The sequence below is a fragment of the Paenibacillus sp. 01T47 genome (assembly GCF_056398245.1).
The window spans coordinates 76,063-95,256 of sequence record NZ_JBFTPA010000014.1; the positions used below are offsets into that span (position 1 = coordinate 76,063).

The 19,194-nt window shown below is 47.8% G+C and carries 17 protein-coding genes, 1 pseudogene and 1 other annotated feature (1 of these 19 only partly in view); of the genes and pseudogenes, 4 read left to right on the plus strand and 14 right to left on the minus strand.

Translation table 11 applies throughout. The annotated features are described in order from the left end of the window. Positions 1-70: a binding site (T-box leader), on the minus strand; it reaches 184 nt to the left of the window's first position. 73 nt (positions 71-143) lie between these two features. The 12 genes and pseudogenes from AC1DOV_RS23650 to AC1DOV_RS23705 all read right to left on the minus strand — a co-directional run bounded on the left by AC1DOV_RS23650 (position 144) and on the right by AC1DOV_RS23705 (position 9,592). Then, entirely contained in the window at positions 144-470 is a 327-nt protein-coding gene (locus AC1DOV_RS23650) for a YnfA family protein (RefSeq protein ID WP_076267312.1), read from the minus strand. Between the two features lie 36 nt (positions 471-506). Further along, positions 507-995 carry an SRPBCC family protein gene (locus AC1DOV_RS23655; protein ID WP_477551228.1) on the minus strand — a complete coding sequence of 163 codons (489 nt, stop codon included), beginning with the start codon at positions 993-995 and terminating at the stop codon, positions 507-509. A gap of 21 nt (positions 996-1,016) precedes the next feature. Continuing rightward, positions 1,017-1,271 (minus strand): hypothetical protein, encoded by a 255-nt coding sequence (locus AC1DOV_RS23660; protein WP_441880783.1) that lies wholly within the window; start codon positions 1,269-1,271, stop codon positions 1,017-1,019. 183 nt (positions 1,272-1,454) lie between these two features. Continuing rightward, complete coding sequence (locus AC1DOV_RS23665) at positions 1,455-1,604, minus strand: hypothetical protein (RefSeq protein WP_477551229.1); 150 nt, start codon at positions 1,602-1,604, stop codon at positions 1,455-1,457. A gap of 46 nt (positions 1,605-1,650) precedes the next feature. Beyond that, positions 1,651-1,914, minus strand: a pseudogene (locus tag AC1DOV_RS23670) (Gfo/Idh/MocA family protein); the annotation flags it as partial. Between the two features lie 437 nt (positions 1,915-2,351). Beyond that, complete coding sequence (locus AC1DOV_RS23675) at positions 2,352-4,898, minus strand: cadherin-like beta sandwich domain-containing protein (protein ID WP_477551230.1); 2,547 nt, start codon at positions 4,896-4,898, stop codon at positions 2,352-2,354. 154 nt (positions 4,899-5,052) lie between these two features. Then, positions 5,053-5,256 (minus strand): hypothetical protein, encoded by a 204-nt coding sequence (locus tag AC1DOV_RS23680; protein ID WP_441880785.1) that lies wholly within the window; start codon positions 5,254-5,256, stop codon positions 5,053-5,055. 153 nt (positions 5,257-5,409) lie between these two features. After that, positions 5,410-5,823, minus strand: coding sequence for a hypothetical protein (locus AC1DOV_RS23685; protein WP_477551231.1), 414 nt, complete (start codon positions 5,821-5,823; stop codon positions 5,410-5,412). A 208-nt stretch (positions 5,824-6,031) separates the two neighbouring features. After that, positions 6,032-6,553 carry an extracellular solute-binding protein gene (locus AC1DOV_RS23690; protein WP_441880824.1) on the minus strand — a complete coding sequence of 174 codons (522 nt, stop codon included), beginning with the start codon at positions 6,551-6,553 and terminating at the stop codon, positions 6,032-6,034. A 6-nt stretch (positions 6,554-6,559) separates the two neighbouring features. Then, positions 6,560-6,700 carry a hypothetical protein gene (locus AC1DOV_RS23695; RefSeq protein ID WP_477509892.1) on the minus strand — a complete coding sequence of 47 codons (141 nt, stop codon included), beginning with the start codon at positions 6,698-6,700 and terminating at the stop codon, positions 6,560-6,562. Positions 6,701-6,910: 210 nt separating this feature from the next. Further along, positions 6,911-8,242, minus strand: a complete 1,332-nt coding sequence (locus tag AC1DOV_RS23700) for an alpha/beta hydrolase (RefSeq protein ID WP_477551232.1) — start codon at positions 8,240-8,242, stop codon at positions 6,911-6,913. Next, positions 8,243-9,592 (minus strand): alpha/beta hydrolase, encoded by a 1,350-nt coding sequence (locus AC1DOV_RS23705; RefSeq protein ID WP_477551233.1) that lies wholly within the window; start codon positions 9,590-9,592, stop codon positions 8,243-8,245. 170 nt (positions 9,593-9,762) lie between these two features. Here AC1DOV_RS23705 and AC1DOV_RS23710 point away from each other — a divergent pair, with 170 nt between their 5' ends. From AC1DOV_RS23710 to AC1DOV_RS23725, 4 genes are all read left to right on the plus strand, one after another. After that, positions 9,763-10,689 (plus strand): LacI family DNA-binding transcriptional regulator, encoded by a 927-nt coding sequence (locus AC1DOV_RS23710; protein ID WP_441880789.1) that lies wholly within the window; start codon positions 9,763-9,765, stop codon positions 10,687-10,689. A gap of 38 nt (positions 10,690-10,727) precedes the next feature. After that, on the plus strand, positions 10,728-10,886 hold the full coding sequence (locus tag AC1DOV_RS23715; RefSeq protein WP_441880790.1) for an IS3 family transposase: 159 nt from the start codon (positions 10,728-10,730) through the stop codon (positions 10,884-10,886). Between the two features lie 554 nt (positions 10,887-11,440). Then, on the plus strand, positions 11,441-12,274 hold the full coding sequence (locus AC1DOV_RS23720) for a sugar phosphate isomerase/epimerase family protein (RefSeq protein ID WP_441880791.1): 834 nt from the start codon (positions 11,441-11,443) through the stop codon (positions 12,272-12,274). A gap of 14 nt (positions 12,275-12,288) precedes the next feature. Continuing rightward, positions 12,289-12,759 carry a heme-degrading domain-containing protein gene (locus AC1DOV_RS23725; RefSeq protein WP_477551234.1) on the plus strand — a complete coding sequence of 157 codons (471 nt, stop codon included), beginning with the start codon at positions 12,289-12,291 and terminating at the stop codon, positions 12,757-12,759. A gap of 85 nt (positions 12,760-12,844) precedes the next feature. Here AC1DOV_RS23725 and thrC read toward each other — a convergent pair whose 3' ends face one another. Together thrC and AC1DOV_RS23735 are read right to left on the minus strand one after the other, a co-directional pair. Next, positions 12,845-14,239 (minus strand): threonine synthase, encoded by a 1,395-nt coding sequence (thrC, locus tag AC1DOV_RS23730; RefSeq protein ID WP_477509898.1) that lies wholly within the window; start codon positions 14,237-14,239, stop codon positions 12,845-12,847. Positions 14,240-14,459: 220 nt separating this feature from the next. After that, positions 14,460-19,163, minus strand: a complete 4,704-nt coding sequence (locus AC1DOV_RS23735) for an S-layer homology domain-containing protein (RefSeq protein WP_477551235.1) — start codon at positions 19,161-19,163, stop codon at positions 14,460-14,462. Positions 19,164-19,194 lie beyond the last annotated feature (31 nt).

A 19,194-nucleotide genomic window follows, 5' to 3' on the forward strand; every position in this document is an offset into this window, starting at 1 on the left:
GCCCCTTTTCAGCTGCCGGGGCTCTCTGCGAAAGAATGTGTTTATGTACTCTTCTCGTCATCGCCTTTTTCAATATTTCATATATGTTAACAAATCGTTCCCTGAATTGTAAATGGTTATTCTACACAGCAAGCTAGATCATACTAATGCCTTGGCGCCCACAGTATAACTGAAACACCGACCAAGCAAATAGCAGCACCTATCCAGTCGTATAAATCAGGTGTTTTTTTATCGACTAGCCAGCCCCACAATACGGCCATCACTATAAAAACGCCCCCGTACGCCGCATAGACTCTCCCGAACGAAGGGAAGGATTGAAATGTAGCAATAACACCATATAGTGCTAAAGCTACGCCTCCGACCATTCCCCAATACATCGGCTTACCTTCACGCAGCCATAACCAAATCAGGTATCCCCCACCAATTTCAGCTAACCCAGCTAATAAAAATACCAATATTCCTGTAATCATCTCTTTCACATCCAATAACCCAAGCTGATTGAATACTTATTTCTTAGCCTGAGGCAAATTTTCAAAAGCTTGTACATATTTATCGTATTTCATTTTCCATACGTCCTTGCGAGAGGCAATGGTTTTTCCGTCCAGCAATGCCTCGATAACATCCAAACATACATCCCAGCCGGCAATATCTCTAGGGGTATGTGCTGTAATTTGGACAAGCTTCTCGATTAATACCAAGCGGCAGCCCTCTGGCTCTGCATATAATTCAAAACGAACGATATCCTCAGCCCACGTAAACTCCAAAACCGATAACGCTTTGAGCTCAATGATGGCCATCTCTTCAAAATGTCCATTCTGCATATCAAATTTTATTAATCCGCCTTCACGCAGGTCCGCGACACGCAGTTCGGGGAACCACTGGGCGAGCTTCTCGTTGTCAGTCAGCATCGACCAGACACTCTCCACAGCATGCTTCAAATTGCGCTCGAAACGGACCGAATATCCATTCTCAGCTTGGGTAATGGATGCCAACATGTATACTCACCTCGTCCTTATTTATTCCTGATTATATTTTTTCTCAAACACAGACCATCGAATCAAAGAAAGAGTAACACCCACGACAACTGAAATAAAAATAATAGGCGCCATTTCGATTTGATCTACACTTTTACGACCAAGTACAATGAGTACTCCCTGAATAATTAAAACGTAAATCAATAAATAAAGCACCCATCTAATAGCGTACGACAGCTTGCCCTTTGTTCTTATCTTGCTCCATTTCTCGCGATTGAATTTGTTGAAGTCATTCACAGGTTATCCCTCACTCAATTACATATTTCTAGTGGTACATACTCCCGAAATAGGATTCAGCACCTTATTTAATATGGCGATTATAACATATGTATAATCAAAATTAGGCTGCAGCAAGAAGAATAATCCTTCTTCACTACAGCCTTGCACGTCAACCGACAATTCATTTTTTGTTATATGAAGCTACGAAAACAACAAAGAATCGCTAATTGCAGGTACATCCATCCACTGTCTCGACTCGGCAGAACGCTCAACAGCTTCAATAACGAGCTGATTTCTATAGCCGTCCTCGAAGTTCGGAGCAGGATTAATCCCGCTCTGCAGCCCTTCCATGAACGTCGCCATCATATTCCATCATATTAATAAAGGTATGCTCGTAGCCGATAATATGACCATCAATCAGCTTCTTAGCTAGCTGTATCGCAGGCGCAAAACGATAATTATGGCAAATCATATGCATAACGCCTGCTTTTTTTACCGCCTGCAGCATCTCCGCTGCTTGGCTTGCACTGACCGCGAGCGGCTTCTCGCAAATGACATGCTTGCCCGCTTCTGCCGCAGCGATTGCCTGAAGCACAGGCTCTACCGGCGTATCGAAGTAGAATGGCAGGTCGCGATAGGCGTGGCTATGCGCTTTCCCCATAATACAAAAAAAATCGAAATGATCCCGTAGTGAACGCAGAATTGGCGCTCCAGCGCATTCTCCTTGATTAAGATCGCGAAACCGTGGCTGTTCAAGTGTTTGTTTTAAAAAATCACCTAAAATCCTCTAAGATATACCCGGTTGAAAGGGTATCCTTCGTGATTATTGGGGTGATTAAGAAAAGTCAAGGGATTTTTTGGTTTGTTCAACAATATACTGACTTTTGGTGATTTTCCATCAGTTGGGATGAACTGCATAAGTCATGTCATCTACAGGTATTATAGCAAGTTTCCAATACCTAATAGAATAGAGCCTCCAAGCCTGCACCTGAGCAGGCCTGAAAGCTCTATTGGTTAACCAACCTTCAATGGCTGATGTCAGGGCAGCAGCAATTTGACTAATAGATCAAGCTGTCGGCTCAGCATAACAAATTGCCTTTATTTGCTCGCTGCTAGATCATCCAATATATATTGAATGATAGCAACGACTTCAGCTCGAGTTGCCGATTCAGCCGGAACAAATAGATTCTTTCCCCGACCCTTCAGGATGCCACGGTCTTTAGCTGTCTTCACAGCATATTTGGCCCAATTTGAAATAAGACGATCATCAGCAAACCCAGTCTCTGGCGCAAGCGCGCCTCCCTCAGGTTCGCCAAGCGCTCTCATAGCTATTACGGCTAACTCCTGACGATTAATTCCCCCCTTTGGTTGGAGGCTTCCATCCGGATAGCCAATAAATAAACCATGCTGGTAACCAAGTGCGATCGCATTCGCTGCATAAGGGGCGATTTGCTCCCCATCACTAAAGCTCGGTTCACTCCCTTGTGCTGGACCAGACCAACCTAATGCCTTAACCAGCATGACGATAAAATCCTGCCTTGATACTTTCTCGTTAGGCCTAAAGGTCCCATCAGGGTACCCCGAAATCCAGCCCTGCTGAACTGCTGACTGTATGATCGGCTCTGCCCATGACCCCAAAATATCGTTAAATGAAATGGGCTTGACGGGACCAACAGGAGTCTCCGTAGTTGGAGTCGGAGATGGCGGAGTATACGGAACAAAAGCTCGGTTTACCCTAATTGTGTATAGCAGTTCTTCACCGCTCTGCGAGACGACTTTAATATGAATATCATTGTTCCCTTGACTCAACAGTAGATCTACGCTGTCGCTAGCACTTGCAACTGGGACATAGGTCGAGTCATTTACTGATACGCTTACTAAAGCATGACTCTCTGCTGCAACTGGTTTTACCGTTATCGCATAAACCGAATAACCAACGGATGCTTCGTAGTTTACTGTTTCAGGATGAAACAAAGGTGTAAGTGTTCCTGCTGACAAACTCAAATCGCTCAGTGTAGCATTGTGGCTTGGCCGCAAGACTTGTACGGTGTAGATTTGCTCATTTCCCTCCTCGGCAGTTACGCGTATGGCAATCGTATTTAGGCCTGCCTCCAGCGGCAGGGGAGCGCTTGCCGTACTGTTGGTCAAGCTTTGATAGGAACCTCCATTGACACTTACCGCTATAGACGCATTCGTTCCCGCTGCCCAAGGCGTCAGCGTAATCGCACTCTGATTACTCCCCACTTCGGCTGAATAGCTATAAATTCCAGCATCGAATAATGGGCTGAGCGTACCAGAAGAGAGAGATAAGCTGCTTAAATTCGCATCGTTGCTCTGCCTATAAACTGTCAGCACATATTGATTCACCGTCGCTCTGTCCTCGGCGGTGACGCGTATCGCAATCGTATTCAGGCCTGCCTCCAGCGGCAGGGGAGCGCTTGCCGAACCGCTGGTCACGCTTTGATAGGAACTGCCATTGACACTTACCGCTATAGACACATTCGTTCCCGCTGCCGAAGGCGTCAACGTAATCGCACTCTGATTACTCCCCACTTCGGCTGAATAGCTATAAATTCCAGCTTCGAATAATGGGCTGAGCGTACCAGCAGAGAGAGACAAGCTGCTTAAATTCGCATCGTTGCTCTGCCTATAAACTGTCAGCACATATTGATTCACCGTCGCTCTGTCCTCGGCGGTGACGCGTATCGCAATCGTATTCAGGCCTACCTCCAGCGGCAGAGGAATGCTTGCCGAACCGCTGAATATGCTAGTGAATGATCCCCCATTAGCACTGTAGGCGATTAAAGCATTCTCTTCTGATGCTGTAGGCGTTACCTTGATGGAATCTTGACTATTTGCTACAACAGCCTCATAGCTGAAGCGTCCGCTGGCGAAATCCGGCTGCAGCAAAGCACTTCCGGATAAGCTTAGCTGCTCCAAAGTTGCATTCGTGCTAGGCTCAGAACGAATAACTTCGATAGTATATTTTCTAGTTTGGGAGCCATCCGCAGAAATCGTTTCAACTGGAATGGCCGTGCTGCCCACTCCAAGCTGGATAGCGGAGCTAGCTTCGCCATCTGTGCCCCCTATTCCATTTATGGACAAGCTACCATCGGCATCGTTTAGAGTAGGAGTGACCTTCGTAGAGACTGTCGAATAAGGAACATGAACGGTGTAATTAAGCGTATTGGCATCGAATGCAATCGTCCCGGCTGAAGTTTCCAGCTTCTTTAGAGCAGCATCGTTGGCCATCGGCCGATGCACATGGAAATTGATCAGTCGAGTGACTGTGCCATCGGAAGAAGTAATTTTTATTTCTATGAGGTTATTAGCCGGATTTAGAGGAAGATGGCCTGTAGATGTCCATTGTCCAAGATTTTTCCAATTATCTCCATTCATTTGATATTGTATCGTTGCATTTTCATCGACGGTCTTGATAGCGAAATAGTACGTAGAAATCGAACTTCTCGGAATGTAAACATCATACTCGTTAATCGTGTTCGAAAGAGAGGGGGTATGCGGATATGTAAATTCAACCCTGTCCACATCCACATTATTGCTCCCAGCCGCCCTAACATAATGACTCAAAGATGCTGGAAGCAGCATGCTAACTACTAACAAGATTAGGCCTATTTTTCTTAACATTAAATGAATTCCCCTTTGCTATTCACTTATTTTTTCCTAACGAAAACCACATCTAGCAAACTATGTTTATTATATCATATAGACATCACTTATACAGTTCGATGAATTAAGTGGGAATTGTGAGAATCTATGCTTGAATAAACCGGCCACCTGGTCATGAGCAGACGCTTGGGCCAATAGGCAGAAATAATGCTTGCGAAAATTCGTACTTCTGTGTCAAAATCGATATCGATTCGTTCAGATCCCTTTTGGTTTCTTTTACGAACATGGCAACGAGTTTTGAAGAGTCCGCGAACCATTTCGCCGTGGGTGCAGCTCTCATTACTCCTTTTTTCTTTGTTTGCTTGCCATAACGCATAGGCTACTAATGCCTCCGTAGCGAACACGAATTCCATATGCGCGGTTGCTAATGATGAGATAGGCTCCCTTGTACGTTGCAGGGCTGTATTCATAGTCCTCTATGCCAACTTCTTTCAAGCGAACAGTGACGACCGCGGCAATAGGGACACGCTTATCTTTCGAGATCGCTTGCCCTTTCTTGAAGGACAACCAGATTCATACACCAGCGATACGTTTTGGATGAAGAGTCGAACAACCAGCATAAGAAAGGCAATTTTTTGGCGTAGGGATGGGCAATAAGCGTATCATCCAAGTTTATGACGTCACCTGGTTTTAGTGCCGTAACGCTAACTTCTTGAAGCCTTGCCGCACGTTTATGACCAAACGTTCTCCATGCAAACGAAGTTGTGAAAAATCGACTAAGTGTATACTGCGCAAGCTTATAGGGTTTGAACATGGTCGCAAGTAGAGCGTCCTTACTGGTTAACAAAGCCATTTGGTTCACAGACGAGTGGTTTTCCATCTGTTGGTATGAACTGCATAAGTCATGTGATTTTTTTCTATAGGATCTTTCTATACCGTTCATCAAATTAACCACCTGCTCTGAACATTTAATAAAAATGATCAAAGAGCCGCAACCATTAAAGAAAGCCGAGCGAAATCAGTTTATGGTTAACTGAAGATCGTCGGCTTAGCAGTAAGCTTATTAAGGTGATAAGATAGCTGAAAGTGAGTCCACACCTTATAGATTTGCACACTACGTTAATACAATGAAGTCGTTCCCTCTGTCTCTTCTATCCTTTAGTCGCGCCTGCCGTCAGACCGTCAACAAAGTGCCTCTGCAAATACATGAACAGCAGCGTAATCGGTATGGCAATGAATACCGCTCCCGCGGAGATCGGCAATATTTCTTTACGCAACTCCGCAAAAGTTTGCATTCCCTTAACCGCACCCTCGTTGTTTAGTCCAATGTCAGCAGAATCCGTGCCTCCGCTCCCGAAGATATAACCACCAGTAGATCCGATGAACGGATAGCTGTAATAGAAAAACGGCACATCGAACATAAACGCGTATTTGTTGCTTTCGGGATCGTTAAACGATCGCCCGAACTCGATGACTTCTTCCATCGTCTTCGGAGGCTCAGAAATCAAATCCTTATTGTAGAACATGGCATAAGTCATGACCTTGATGGGATAGCCGAACAGCTTGTTATTATACGAAGCCGCGGCGACCGCCACGTCCTCGTGCTCGCTGCGCGTCGCGTCCGCAAACTCATCGTTAGGCAGAATCAGCCCGGCGCTTGCCGCCTTGCCCAGATGGTCCTAGGAAGTCGTAATGACGTCTGCCGCAATGCCAGCTGGACCGTCCAGCTCGAATTTTCCGATTTGATCCATCGTTCCAAGCTCCTGCATCTTCACTTCGACGCCGTATAGTTCCGTAAATTCCTTGATGATGGCATCCACAAAAGGCCGGGCTTCTTTGCTCTCCTATACCAGCAAGCTCGCGCCAGTCTCCGGTACAAGCTCCGTATCGATCTTCTCGAACGCCAGATCGAACTGGCTTTGCACGGGAGTTACGCCCGCTCCGGACTCGGTTGTGCCGTTGGAGCACGCGGCTGCGGCGAGCAGCGATAGCGTTAAGAACGCGCCGCGAGTCAGTGTTTTACCCCGTATTCATATCGATTGACTTAGCATCCAACTTTGGACTTCATAATGCAACGTCTTGTTGCTGTCGGCGACGAACCGCCGCTTCGGGACGTCCGCCCCCTCCGGGCCTGCTTCCCTTAGACCAGAATGCTCTGAGACGTGAAAAGCAAATCCCGTATTTCTCGGCAGGAAAAGCCGCCTTCGGTAGGAGCGAGGTCCGGACTTCTCCAGTTCCGCCCCCGCATATACTCTCGCCGTTGCCGAGGTATCGTCTGGTACGACAACTTCCAGCTCCACTTCGACCTTTTCGGATAATTCCGGCACGATCCTGATTATTGTCAATGCGTTCAGCCCATGTCCGCTGTATGCGATCTCACAATCCCCCGTCTTGACTGCCCGGATCAAGCCTGTCGGATCGACCGCCGCTGCGCCTTCGGGCGTTACGCGAAAGCTTGCGTCCAGGTCGACCGAAACTAAACCGCTTTCATATGAGACAAGCGGGTATACCCATGCCTCGGCTCCCTCGATCCCGGCGATAGGATCACCGGTCAACTCGGCTGAGACGGACGATCCTTTGTCTCCGAAGAAGAAGACAAGCGGCGCGTATACCCTCTGCTCCCAAGCTGCCTCGTTATGCTCTGCCATCGGTTCGTAGCAGAACACGAGGTCGTCTCCAGACCGGTAGCCTAGCTTCAAGAAATGCTCCACCATGTGCCTGACGTGATCGACACGCACAGTCATGCCTTCCATGCCGCCAGCATCTATCCATAATTGAAACGGTCCTTTTCCATCGAAAGTCTGAACGATGGGCAGATGCGTCATCGTCTCCTCATTGTATTGGGCAAAATAAGGCGAAACCATGGCCAGCTTGCCAAAAACGTCGGAACGGCGGAACCCGATATGGTAAGTCGCGAGCCCGCCTCTGGACGAACCCATCAGTGCGGTGTGGCGGCTCTCATGCTTCGTCCGGTAAGTACGGTCGATGTAGGGTTTAACTTCCTCCGTCAGGAAACGTTCATAGAACTCTCCCCGGCAAGGGTAGTCGAGCTCCTCCGCGAACGAGCCTTGATGCGCGAACTCGCTGTTTCGCTCCAGCCCCATATTCGAAACCGCCACGACGATCAATTTTTCGATGCGTCCTTCCGCAATCAGACGGTCGCATACGCGGTGCAGGTTCCATGACTGCCCGTTAAATGCTTCATGGAATACGTTCTGCCCGTCATGGACGTAAAGTACCGGATACGTCCTGTCCGCTTCCTGCCCGTAGCCGGGCGGCAAATAAACGAAAATGTCCCTTTCGTTGCGCATAATTTCCGATCGGAAATTCGCGATGGTTTCCACTCGCGAAGGCTGCGTCATTCAAATCTCCTCCTCTCTTCCCGTAACTGGCCTTAAGTCTATCCAATTATGAACCGTGTAAACGACTCTCTTGTCCTCGTCCGTGACAAGCCTTCTGTAAGGCATCCGCCCGAAATCCCGATCGACCTCTTCCTTATCGTAGCCCCGGGTGATGAGAAAATCGAACGTTAATCCTCTAGGCAAACTGACCGTTCCGCCATACAATCCTTTGCCGAGCTTCGGAACGCCGAACGTCGCATAAATCTCGGCATCTTCCGGCGTTGTATCCGGCACGCGAATTTCAAGCTCGACGACGACGGTCTCAGATAGCCGTTCCACGACAGTATACATTCTGGATGCTTCATGGCCCCCATAACGGCAGACGATCGTCGCAGTGCCGGGTTTCCGTGGAAGCAGCCTTCCGTCTGGCGAAATCCCGAGGACATCCGGATTATCCGTCTGGTAATCGGCTCTGAGCAAACTGAAGCGTATGCCGTTGTGAAGCGCGGCAACCGCATTAACGACCACTACAGGCCCGTCGACACCGACGATACCGTCCCCTTCAAGCGCGAGAACCGACACATCGGCGGCTTCGCCAAAGAAGTGCAGCAGCGGCATGTGCGCCCGGCGGCTCCAGTCCCATTCGGAATGCGCGGCTTCCATGTCCAGATAATAATAAAGCTCCTCACCTTGCTTCCAGCCAGCTTGCTGCATATTCTCCGCGACGCTCCGCACGTGGGATGGCATGAAGAACCCCTCCGCCCCACCTATGTCCATCCATATTTTCTGCCCATCATTATAAGGATACAGCCGATACTGCGGCGTTTCTTCCAGCGTGCCGGGATCTACCTGGACGAAAAAAGGCGACAGGATGCCCAGCATGCCGAATACGTCCGGACGGCGGAGCCCGATGTTGTACGTTGCAATGCCGGCCGCCGAGGAGCCCATTAACGCCGTATGCTCCGCATCCGGCAGTGTCCTGAATGCGCGATCTACGATTGGCTTCAGCTCTTCGATTAGAAAATGCTCGTAAAGCTCGCCGACGCAGCGAATAGGATACGCGCACAGGTCGTGGAAATATTCACTGGTTCCGTCCTCGTACTTATGTTCGACCGCTACGATAATAATTGGCCGAATCAGCCCTTCCGCCAATAGTCGGTCCGCTACGCGGTGCATACCCCAGGACTCTCCGGATGGCTTGCTCGGCTCGAATACGTGCTGGCCTACGTGCATGTACAACACGGGATACCTTACGGACGGATCATCGTCATAGCCCGCAGGCAAATAAATGTAGATGTCTCTTTCGTTCCCCAGCCGGGATGCGTGCACCCCGGGTAATACGATCAGCTTCGATTGAGCCGAATTTTCCATATTGCATAGCCCCTCCTGAGAACTTCATTCTTCAAGTTTTAACTTAACCGGTTAAGTGGCTTCAGTATAGGGCGTTTCCCGTGGCTTGTCAACGGCAAGTTTGACATCCTTCCAAGTTCGGACTTATGATTATCTAAACTTTTGATCCTAACGAGGCGGTTACTGATACGATGAAAAAAACGACACTTCGCGACGTAGCCAAAGAAGCCGGCGTCTCCGTCGCCACGGTAAGCTATGTCCTTAATTACGTGAGCACCCAGACGATTCCAGAAGAGACGCGGCAGCGGGTCTTTACGGCAGCGAGCAAGCTTCATTACGTTCAAAATTTGACGGCGAAGTCGCTCTCACTGGGTAAAACCAACGTTCTCGGCGTGCTGTTCGTCAGCACCGGAGACGCCCGCATTCCAAAGCCGGTCAGCTACGGAGCTTTCCTTGACGGATTAGAGCGCCGATGTCGGGAGAAGAGCTATCATCTCCTTGTATCCCAAATTGATCCGGCCAAACCCAATTTCGAGATCATTGCCGAGCGCAAGCTGGATGGCGTCTTTCTGATTGACGCTATGGCCCAATCCTTCCATGCGATATCGAGGAATCTGCAATACGGCTCGCCGCTGGTTATCGTGGACAGCTTAATCGACGATTCCTTGTTCCGGCAAGTCAATCCTGATTTCCAACGATTGTTCAGTGATCTGAACTCGTCATTGCCGGCCGGACAGCCTTATGCTCTCATTCACGAACACATGTCGAACGAGCGGTATCACGAAATCATTCGATCCGCTTCGGGATTGGACGAATCGCTCGTATTTGCGGCCACCAGCGACGAAGAGTCGCTCAAGCAATTTATCCAGCAGCACGAGAACAAGCCTCTCGTCGTCTTCAACGAATTTTTGGCCTTGCAGGTACTGAAGTACCTGAGCCCGGAGAACCTTGTCGTCGTCTGCACCTCGGAATGCCCGGAACTCCTTCCCGAGCAGGTCACAAAGTTCGTTTTCACTCGTTCCAAATCCGAGGTCGCTTTCGGCTTGATGAGCGCGCTACTGCACACTCCTTTCGGCACTTCCGAGGATCAGTACATCTCTCTGGGCAAGAAGGATTAAACGGCTGGGGCTCGTCATGAACCTATGAGACATGGAGGATGAACAGATCCATAGAACGAGTAGCTCGCTGTATCTTTAAGACGGATTTCGCTAACCATGCGCATTTCCTCGCGGAAGAACAGTTTCACATCGAACCCCATGATTACGTCCATTGGTTCAATTTCCAGAAACCACGGGACACTAGATTATTTTATTAAATGACATGGTTATCTTTAATACGTTTACAGATGATGAATTCTAATATGTTGTGATATGAAGTTAATCCACCAGTTGAACATATACATTTTTCAATTAGTCTTATTATTGAAAAATAGAGTTGCACCTAATCAATTTACAGGAATTCTAAAGGTACCTTAATTAAATAATCTAAAAGAAATGCTCGCCTTTGAATTAGGCGAGCATTTCTTTCTTTAAAAAAAGCTTGGTAATATTCAGAATTTCTTCAGAAAGTTCCTAGTCAGTAACTGAGCATTCTTCTCTATACTGATATTGTCGGGCGACCTCAACACTATTTATGTCTGCCTTTTTCAATTGTTGCTAGCCTCTTTCATGAACACGCGTTTATGCCATTGTCATATACATTTCATAAATTGGCTGTCAATCCCTTTGCAGCAACAATATTTTATTTTTTCAATGTGCTCATCCTTATCAAATAGATTGATCTTGTATAAACACGTGTTTATGTTATACTTTGCTCAACATAAGTTATTCCTGCTAGCGAGAAAATATTCGAACAAAGGACGGGGTTTCGATGAGGCTTGGAGGTCAGGTTTTTCTAGAAAATAAAAATCCTGAAAGTTGGTCAAATGCACTTATACAAGCGGGCTTCCGCGCAACAACCTGCCCCATAGACGGCAATGAAGATATTAGCGAGCTGGATGATTACTTAGCCGCAGCAGCAAAACATGATATTCTGATTTCCGAGGTCGGCGCATGGAGCAACCCTATTAGCCGAAATGAGGAAACAAGGCGCAAAGCGATTGCCTACTGCACGCAGCGTCTGGAACTCGCAGAACGGATGGCTGCGCAGTGCTGCGTAAACATTGCCGGGTCACGCGGTGAACAATGGGACGGACCCGATCCAGAAAATTTCAGCGATGAAACCTTTGAGCTGATTGTAGAGACGACGCGTGAAATTATCGATGCGGTTAAACCAGAGAGAACCGTATTTGCCTTGGAAATGATGCCGTGGGTGTTCCCAGATTCGGCCGACTCCTATCTTGCCTTGATCAAAGCGATCGATCGCAAAGGCTTTGGCGTACACTTCGATCCCGTCAATATCATTAGCAGCCCTCGGGCCTATTACCAAAATGGCGAGATCATCCGTGATTTTTTTGCAAAGCTTGGGCCATATATTCGGAATTGCCATGCGAAGGATATTTTGCTGCGCGGCCAATTGACCGTTCATATGGATGAGGTCATCCCAGGTCAAGGCGTGCTTGATTACCGGACATTTCTTACCGAGCTGAACAAGCTGCACCCGGATACGACGCTCATTATCGAGCACCTATCCACCAATGAGCAGTATCAGCAAGCTCGTGAGTACATATGCAAGACGGCTTCAGAGCTTAATATATCGCTGTAAAGGAGATCGGCATAATGAATCACGAACAACTCCTGGATGAATTGAAGCGCGAGGAAGAGGAGCTGCAATTCGACTCCTTCACGAACGAAACCGCCCTGCAAATCGGGCTTGGGCTCATTGAGCAGGCCAAATCGGAGAACAAGTCGGTAACAATTGATATTCGAAAAGGCGAACAACAGCTGTTTCACTATGCTTTTCCCGGCACCTCGGCAGACAATGATGACTGGGTCATGCGAAAAGCACGCGTCGTCAATCGTTTCGGAGTCAGCTCCTATCGTATGGAAATCGAGTTGCGCGCTGCCGGTACAACGCTTGCCGAGCGTTATTCGTTATCCCCTTCGCTCTATGCTCCTTATAACGGAGCGTATCCCATCCACGCTCGAGGGTTCGGGGTAATCGGAACCATTGCTGTATCCGGATTGCCGGATGATCAAGATCATAAGCTGATCACTTCTGTGCTCCGAAATATACTTAAACGAGCCTAAATGTAGGTTCCAATAGAAAAAAGGCAGCAGCGAAAGGATTTCTCCTCTAGCTGCTGCCTTTTCCATCGTATCCAAGCATTCATGATTATGCGTTATAAAATGCTTCTAATTCGCTAACGACCGCTGCAAGCGATCCGTCTACGCGAGTCTGACGCTGTTCTTTGCTGAACAGTGAAGCAATTTGCTCAGGGAATTGCTGCTCGATGCCGCAAAGCTCGATGGCTTCGTTGAACTTAGCCGGATGAGCCGTCGCAAGCGAGATCGTGATTCCTTGTTCATTGCTGTATTTGTCAGCCGCAGCGACGCCGCAAGCTGAATGCGGATCAAGCAGGTAGCCGTTTTCCGCTTCATATTTCTTAATCGTGCTCAGGCACTCTTGGCCTTGTACGCCATGCGCGCCAAACTCGGCTTGCACTCTGCTCAGCGCATCGCCGGCAATGACGATTTGTCCTTCGGCTTTGAACTGATCCATCAGACTGCGAATTTGAGCAGCATCCTCGCCAAGCACATAATACAAGTAACGCTCAAAGTTGCTGGCTACTTGAATGTCCATCGATGGGCTGTACGTGCTGCGGAAGTCGCCCGGCTTGTACACGCCCTCAAGAATAAAGCGCTCCAAAATATTGTTCTCATTCGTAGCTAGAATGAGCTTGCCTACAGGAAGTCCCATACGCTTCGCTAGGTAACCTGCAAAAATATCACCGAAGTTGCCTGTCGGTACGCTAAAGTTAACCTGCTTCGCATCCGTCTGCTTCGCCACTTGGAAGTAGGCATAGAAATAGTAAACCGTCTGCGCCAAGATTCGAACAAAGTTGATGGAGTTGATCGCCGCAAGCTGATTGTTAGCTTTAAAATCAAGGTCAGCGAACAAATCCTTAATCATGCGCTGGCAATCGTCGAAGTTGCCATCTACGGATAGATTGAGCACATTGTCGTCCTGAACCGTCGTCATTTGCAGCTCTTGTACTTTACTTACTTTGCCATGTGGATGTAGAATACAAATCTTGATGCCGTCTTTGCCTTTAACGCCCTCGATTGCCGAAGCTCCTGTATCGCCGGAAGTAGCACCGAGTATATGAATTTTTTTATTTTGCTTCGCTGCAACATACGTATAAAGCTGGCCCATGAACTGAAGCGCGATATCTTTAAATGCAAAGGTAGGCCCGTGGAACAGCTCCAGCAAATAAAGATCATCCTTCAGCTTGCGGACAGGCGTTACTTCCGGGTCACGGAAAGTAGCATAGCTCGCGTACACCATATCCTTCAAATCCTGTGCTGGAATCTCATCATTCGTAAAATGTGAGAATATAGCAAGTACAAGCTCTTGATAGCTAAGATTCTGCCATTCCTTTAATGTTTCAGCTGAAATAACTGGAATTTCGCTCGGAACAAGCAGTCCTCCATCGTTGCCTAAGCCCATCATAAACGCATCGATAAACCCTATTTTGCCAACATTTCCTCTTGTACTAATGTACTCCATCTGTAAATAGCCTCCTACATGCGCACAATTATCGTCAAATTTCGTTATTTAAATCATATCATCGTTTTCCATAATAATCGATTGTTTTCACAACAGTATATCATTTTTATCGTCTAACAAGCTAAAACGCATTCGGCGTTCTTTAGAAAAAAAATATACTGCCTTATATTTAAATAAACGAAAGACATCCCTTATTTTGGGATGTCTCGCGTTAAGCCTGCTATTTGACGAAGTTTGCTACAATCGATGCAATCTCGGCGCGTGTAATCTTTTCCTTTGGCCTGATTGAACCATCCTCATAACCTTTAATGATACCCGCTTCCGTTAATGCTGCTATCGCTTCTTTTGCCCAGCTGGACAAGCTGGGCTCATCCGCAAAGGATGGTTTGGCCGCTCCGGAGGCAACGATCATTTGATCTTTAACCGCTCTATACAAAATAACGAATGCTTCCTCTCTCGTCATTTCCTGATTCGGCTTGAAGCTGCCATCATCGAAACCAGTTATAATTCCAGCGGCATACAAGCCATTCACATATTTACTATACCAAGCCGTCGGCGTAATATCTCCGAAGCCAGATTCACTGCTTTCTGCTTTGAGGCCTAACAATCTGTAAATAACAGCTGAAAATTCCGCTCTGCTCATTTCCTGATTCGGCTTAAAGCTGCCATCTGGAAAACCGCCCAAAATGTTTTGGTCCGACAGCTTGTTAATCGATGCTGCTGCCCAGTGCCCTGCTGTATCCTTGAAATGCGGCTCTGGTTCTGGGCTCGGTGTTGGAACCGGACTTGGCGTTGGGTTTGTTCCAGGGTTTGGCGTCGGACTAGGCGTTGAATCTGGACTCGGACTTGGTGTAGGGTCCGGGCTAGGGCTCGGTGTTGGATCTGGAGTTGGATCTGGAGTTGGGCTAGGCTCTACGCCAGTGTCCTTCTTTTTCTCCACCGTTACGACAACCTTAGCTGTAAATCCACCGTCTACCGTCACAACCGTAAGGGTAGCTGTTCCTTCTTTTAGAGCTGTAACAATGCCGTTTGTATCGACTGATGCAATGGCTGCTGCATCGCTGGACCATAACACGGCTTTATTATCCGCGTTCAGCGGTGCAACTTCTGCATTCAGTTGCAGCTGCTCTTCTTCCTTCAGCATAACCGCATCCTTGTTCACCGTAATTCCTGTTACATGAACAGCCGTATCCGGCTGCTTTAACACAGTAAACGTGAACGTTCTTGTTACAGTCGATTTTCCATCTGATAGAACAGCGGTCAGTGTTACAATCTGATCTCCATTTTCAAAAACAGGCCGTGCAACAGTACCGCTATTACTAATGATTGACTCATTATCTGATTGCCAAGTAATGGTTGCTCCATGCAATCCAGTCGTTGGCAGCTCGAGATCCGTCAGCACTGCATCCTTGCTGCTATTCTCCCCAAGGAAGCTCAGGTCGTCTAATTGATCGGCCGCATGTTGAAGCAGCAGCACCTCCATGCTTGCCAGCTTCTCATTTGCCGCCACATTAAGCTCGCTCACTTCAGAGGCAAGAAGTGCGCCATTATAGATTTGGAAGTCTGCGATCATACCGCCAAAATAAGCGTCTCCCGCATAAAAGGATTTTCCAATAAAACCGCTGATGCCGTTTTTATTGTTAATTTGATCGAGAGTAAAGCCGCCAGCATTACCAGACGAAACTAGCTGGCCGTCTACATACAGCGACAGCTTGTTTTCTGTACTCGACATTACTGCCGTAACGAGCTTCCAATCATCTGATTGGAGCAGCGGCGCTTTCGTCGCCACTTCATTGCGCCACCCATTCGTTGCGATACCGAATCGCGCCGTGTTGTCTGCATTATATTTTGGCGTCATATACAAATAATGTGTATCGCCTTGTCCAAGCGCAAACAGCCATTCTGCACTGTTCTTGCCTTTCCAATTGACAAGGGCAGATACCGTGACATCCGTCAGCCCATCCAAAATACCCTGCGGCATTTCAATATAAGAGCTTGTATTGCCGCCAGCAAAGCTGATGGCTCCTGCTGCATCTGTCTTAATCCACTCCGCGTTGGCAGGGTTAATCCATTTGCCATTATATTTGCCAGTCTGGTCAATGACCGACGTGCCTTCCAACTTGCTCATGTCATAATGGACAATCAGCTCTGTAGGAGTCTCAACAACATCGCCTTTGCTATCCGTTATCATAATCCAGCTAATTTGCGGATCGGAACTGGTGGCGCCTGCATTCGCCGCTCGATGCACCGTCAGCTCCAGCTTTCCGTTATCAACGGCTACATTGCCATAGCTAAGCACATCTTTTGCTGAGGAGAAAACATACCCGCTTGTTTTCACCGTTCCGTTCAGCAAAACATCAGCTATCCGTTTGCCGTTTGAATACTGGGACCACGGATCGTACAAGCCTACATAAACATCGTAGCTTCCATTATCAATGTCGAATTGGTACGAGAGATCATTGCCGGCATTGCTTTTCAAATAACGCAATCCATCAAAAATATTGCCGCTGTTCGTACCGGATGTCAGCGTATTGTCTCCGATATAACCCCAAGTTTGATTGTTCGCCGGATCGTATTTCTGATCGATAACGTTTCCGTTTAGCAAATGATCTTCGCCAATCAATTGAGCAATATCTTTATAATCTGACGTTTCCGCACCGCCTGCATGAACAAAATAAGTACTGCCCTCTGGAATGACATACATCTGATGTTCGATTATTTTATTGGAGAGCTCAGTCAGCTTGCCGCTGACGCGCACCGTCCCCGGAATTTTGAATGACGCTTCATTTATGCTCCAGCTCATCGGCGTATCCTTCACCGTTCCATCCGATAAGGTCACTTGTACAGTAGTCGGAAGTGCTGGCGCTTTGCCAATTGTTGTACTTGTAGGAAGCGGAGTATTCAATTGCACCTTCCCCATGCTGTCGAGCAAATCAAGCGACCACTCATCATGCCATTGAAGTGCAATTTCATCATTTTGACCAAATTCAATCGGCAGCCAAATATAGCGGGAATTCGCAAGATCGTTTTGATTCCAGCGGTCACCCATATAGATGAATTTCCCCGCAGCCGCGTCTACTGTAATCACTTGAGTGCTCTGCGAGCCAAAGGTCGTTGAGCTTCCAGGCGCAACATCGCGCATCGTTTTCCACGGTCCCATCATGCTGTCAGCAACCGTATATTTGCCCACGTTCGGAGCCCAGCCCGTCGCACCGGATGAAATCATGTAATATTTCCCTTGGTACTTAAATAGTGCCGGTGCCTCGCGCTGAGCAAGCGGGAATACGCGCACATAGTCCTCGCCATGCACTCCCTTGTACTCCGTATCTCGCTCTTCGTTGCCGTCTTTATGCCAACCAACAACATCTGTATACGAATCATTGAGCTTGGAGATGTACATCGTTAAATTTTCTTCACTCGAATAAATCAAATAACCGGTGCCGTCGTCATCCTTGAATAACGTCATATCCCGAGCCATGCCTGGCTGGTTTGGCTGGCCGTTATCAGTTGCTCCCTTAGGCGCTTGGTCCATGCGATGGCTCTCCTGATAGACAAAAGGTCCGAGCGGAGAGTCGCTAAGCGCATAGCCGGCTTCTGCTTTCGCATAGTTGGCTGTCGATGTCTCACTTGGGCCATCCGTGTGCATCCACATCACATATTTTTTTGTATGATCGTTATAAATGACTTTAGGACGTTCGATGATGCGATCCGTACCGATGTCGTTCAAAATATCGGCTTGATCTGTCCGACCAGCATATAGCTCTGAAATAAGCGGATCATTCTCAAAGTCATCTATCGAACCGATCGCTGTCAGGGCGAGTCCGTGATCCTCCCAGTTGTACAAATCCTTGGACGCGTAAACCCTTACCCCTCTGGCAGGCAAATAACCATAGGTTTTATCCTCGCCATACCAGTAATAGGTTTGTGTATTCTCATCAAACATCATGCCAGCGCCGTGCGCTTGAATGAGCGCTCCGTTCGTATCTCTCCAAACCGCACCGGGTTTAAAAGAATTGTATGTCTCTTTAACCGCCAGCTCTGATATCGCCTTTGATAATGCTGCGATAGCCGAAATAATCTGCTCCTGAATTGCGAGATCCGTAATATCTGCACCGCTGCCCACTAGCGATTGCAGTATGGAATCACTCTCTTGAATAACCTCGTTCAGTACTGCGAGACTGAATGGCGTATATTTCGTGTTTGTTGCTTCAGCTCTTGCTGCTGCAATCTTGTCATCTAAATCAGAAAGTGGAACCGTTCTGTTCTGTCTAATGATGAGATAATTAATGAGTGGATCGTTATAGTTTGAGAGCGCAGCTGTTGCCGGCCCTTGTATCCTTACGTTTAACATCCCATCGGTAACGCCGATTTTGCGATAAGTAACCGATTTTTCAGCCCCTTCACCGCCAATTGCAAAATCACCGCCAGAAACGTTATTCCCTTCCAGCAGCAAGTTCACGCTTCTTCCGCTCCACGGATTATTGAAGCCAAAGGTCACGTCATATTCGCCTGTTGGCAGCTCAAAGTCATAAGCCAGTGCCTTATCTCTAACCTGCGTACCGTTATAATATCTTAACGATCCGGATTTGGTCGCTGCATCCCAGACGTTTGTGCCGCTCGTTGTCGTCACCAAGCCCCATGATTTAGATGTTAGGGGATCCATTCCATATACCTGCTCCGTAACCGAGCTATACAAGCCCAGCTTGTCGTTCCCTTCAACCGTCTTCGGGGTTGAATCACCTGCATTAACGAAATATAAAATATAATCGTTATCCTTCAGCTCCTGCTCTGTAAAATCGTCGGTGACAGCTAAAGCTTCCTCTAGCCCTTCACTTGCTGCGTTTACAGGGGCAAGCGAGGTTAGAAAACTTGCTAATAGAGAGAAGCATAGCGCCAAAGACAGCCATTTCTTTCTTTTCAACAATTGAATTCCTCCTTTAGTTTGGGTATCGCTC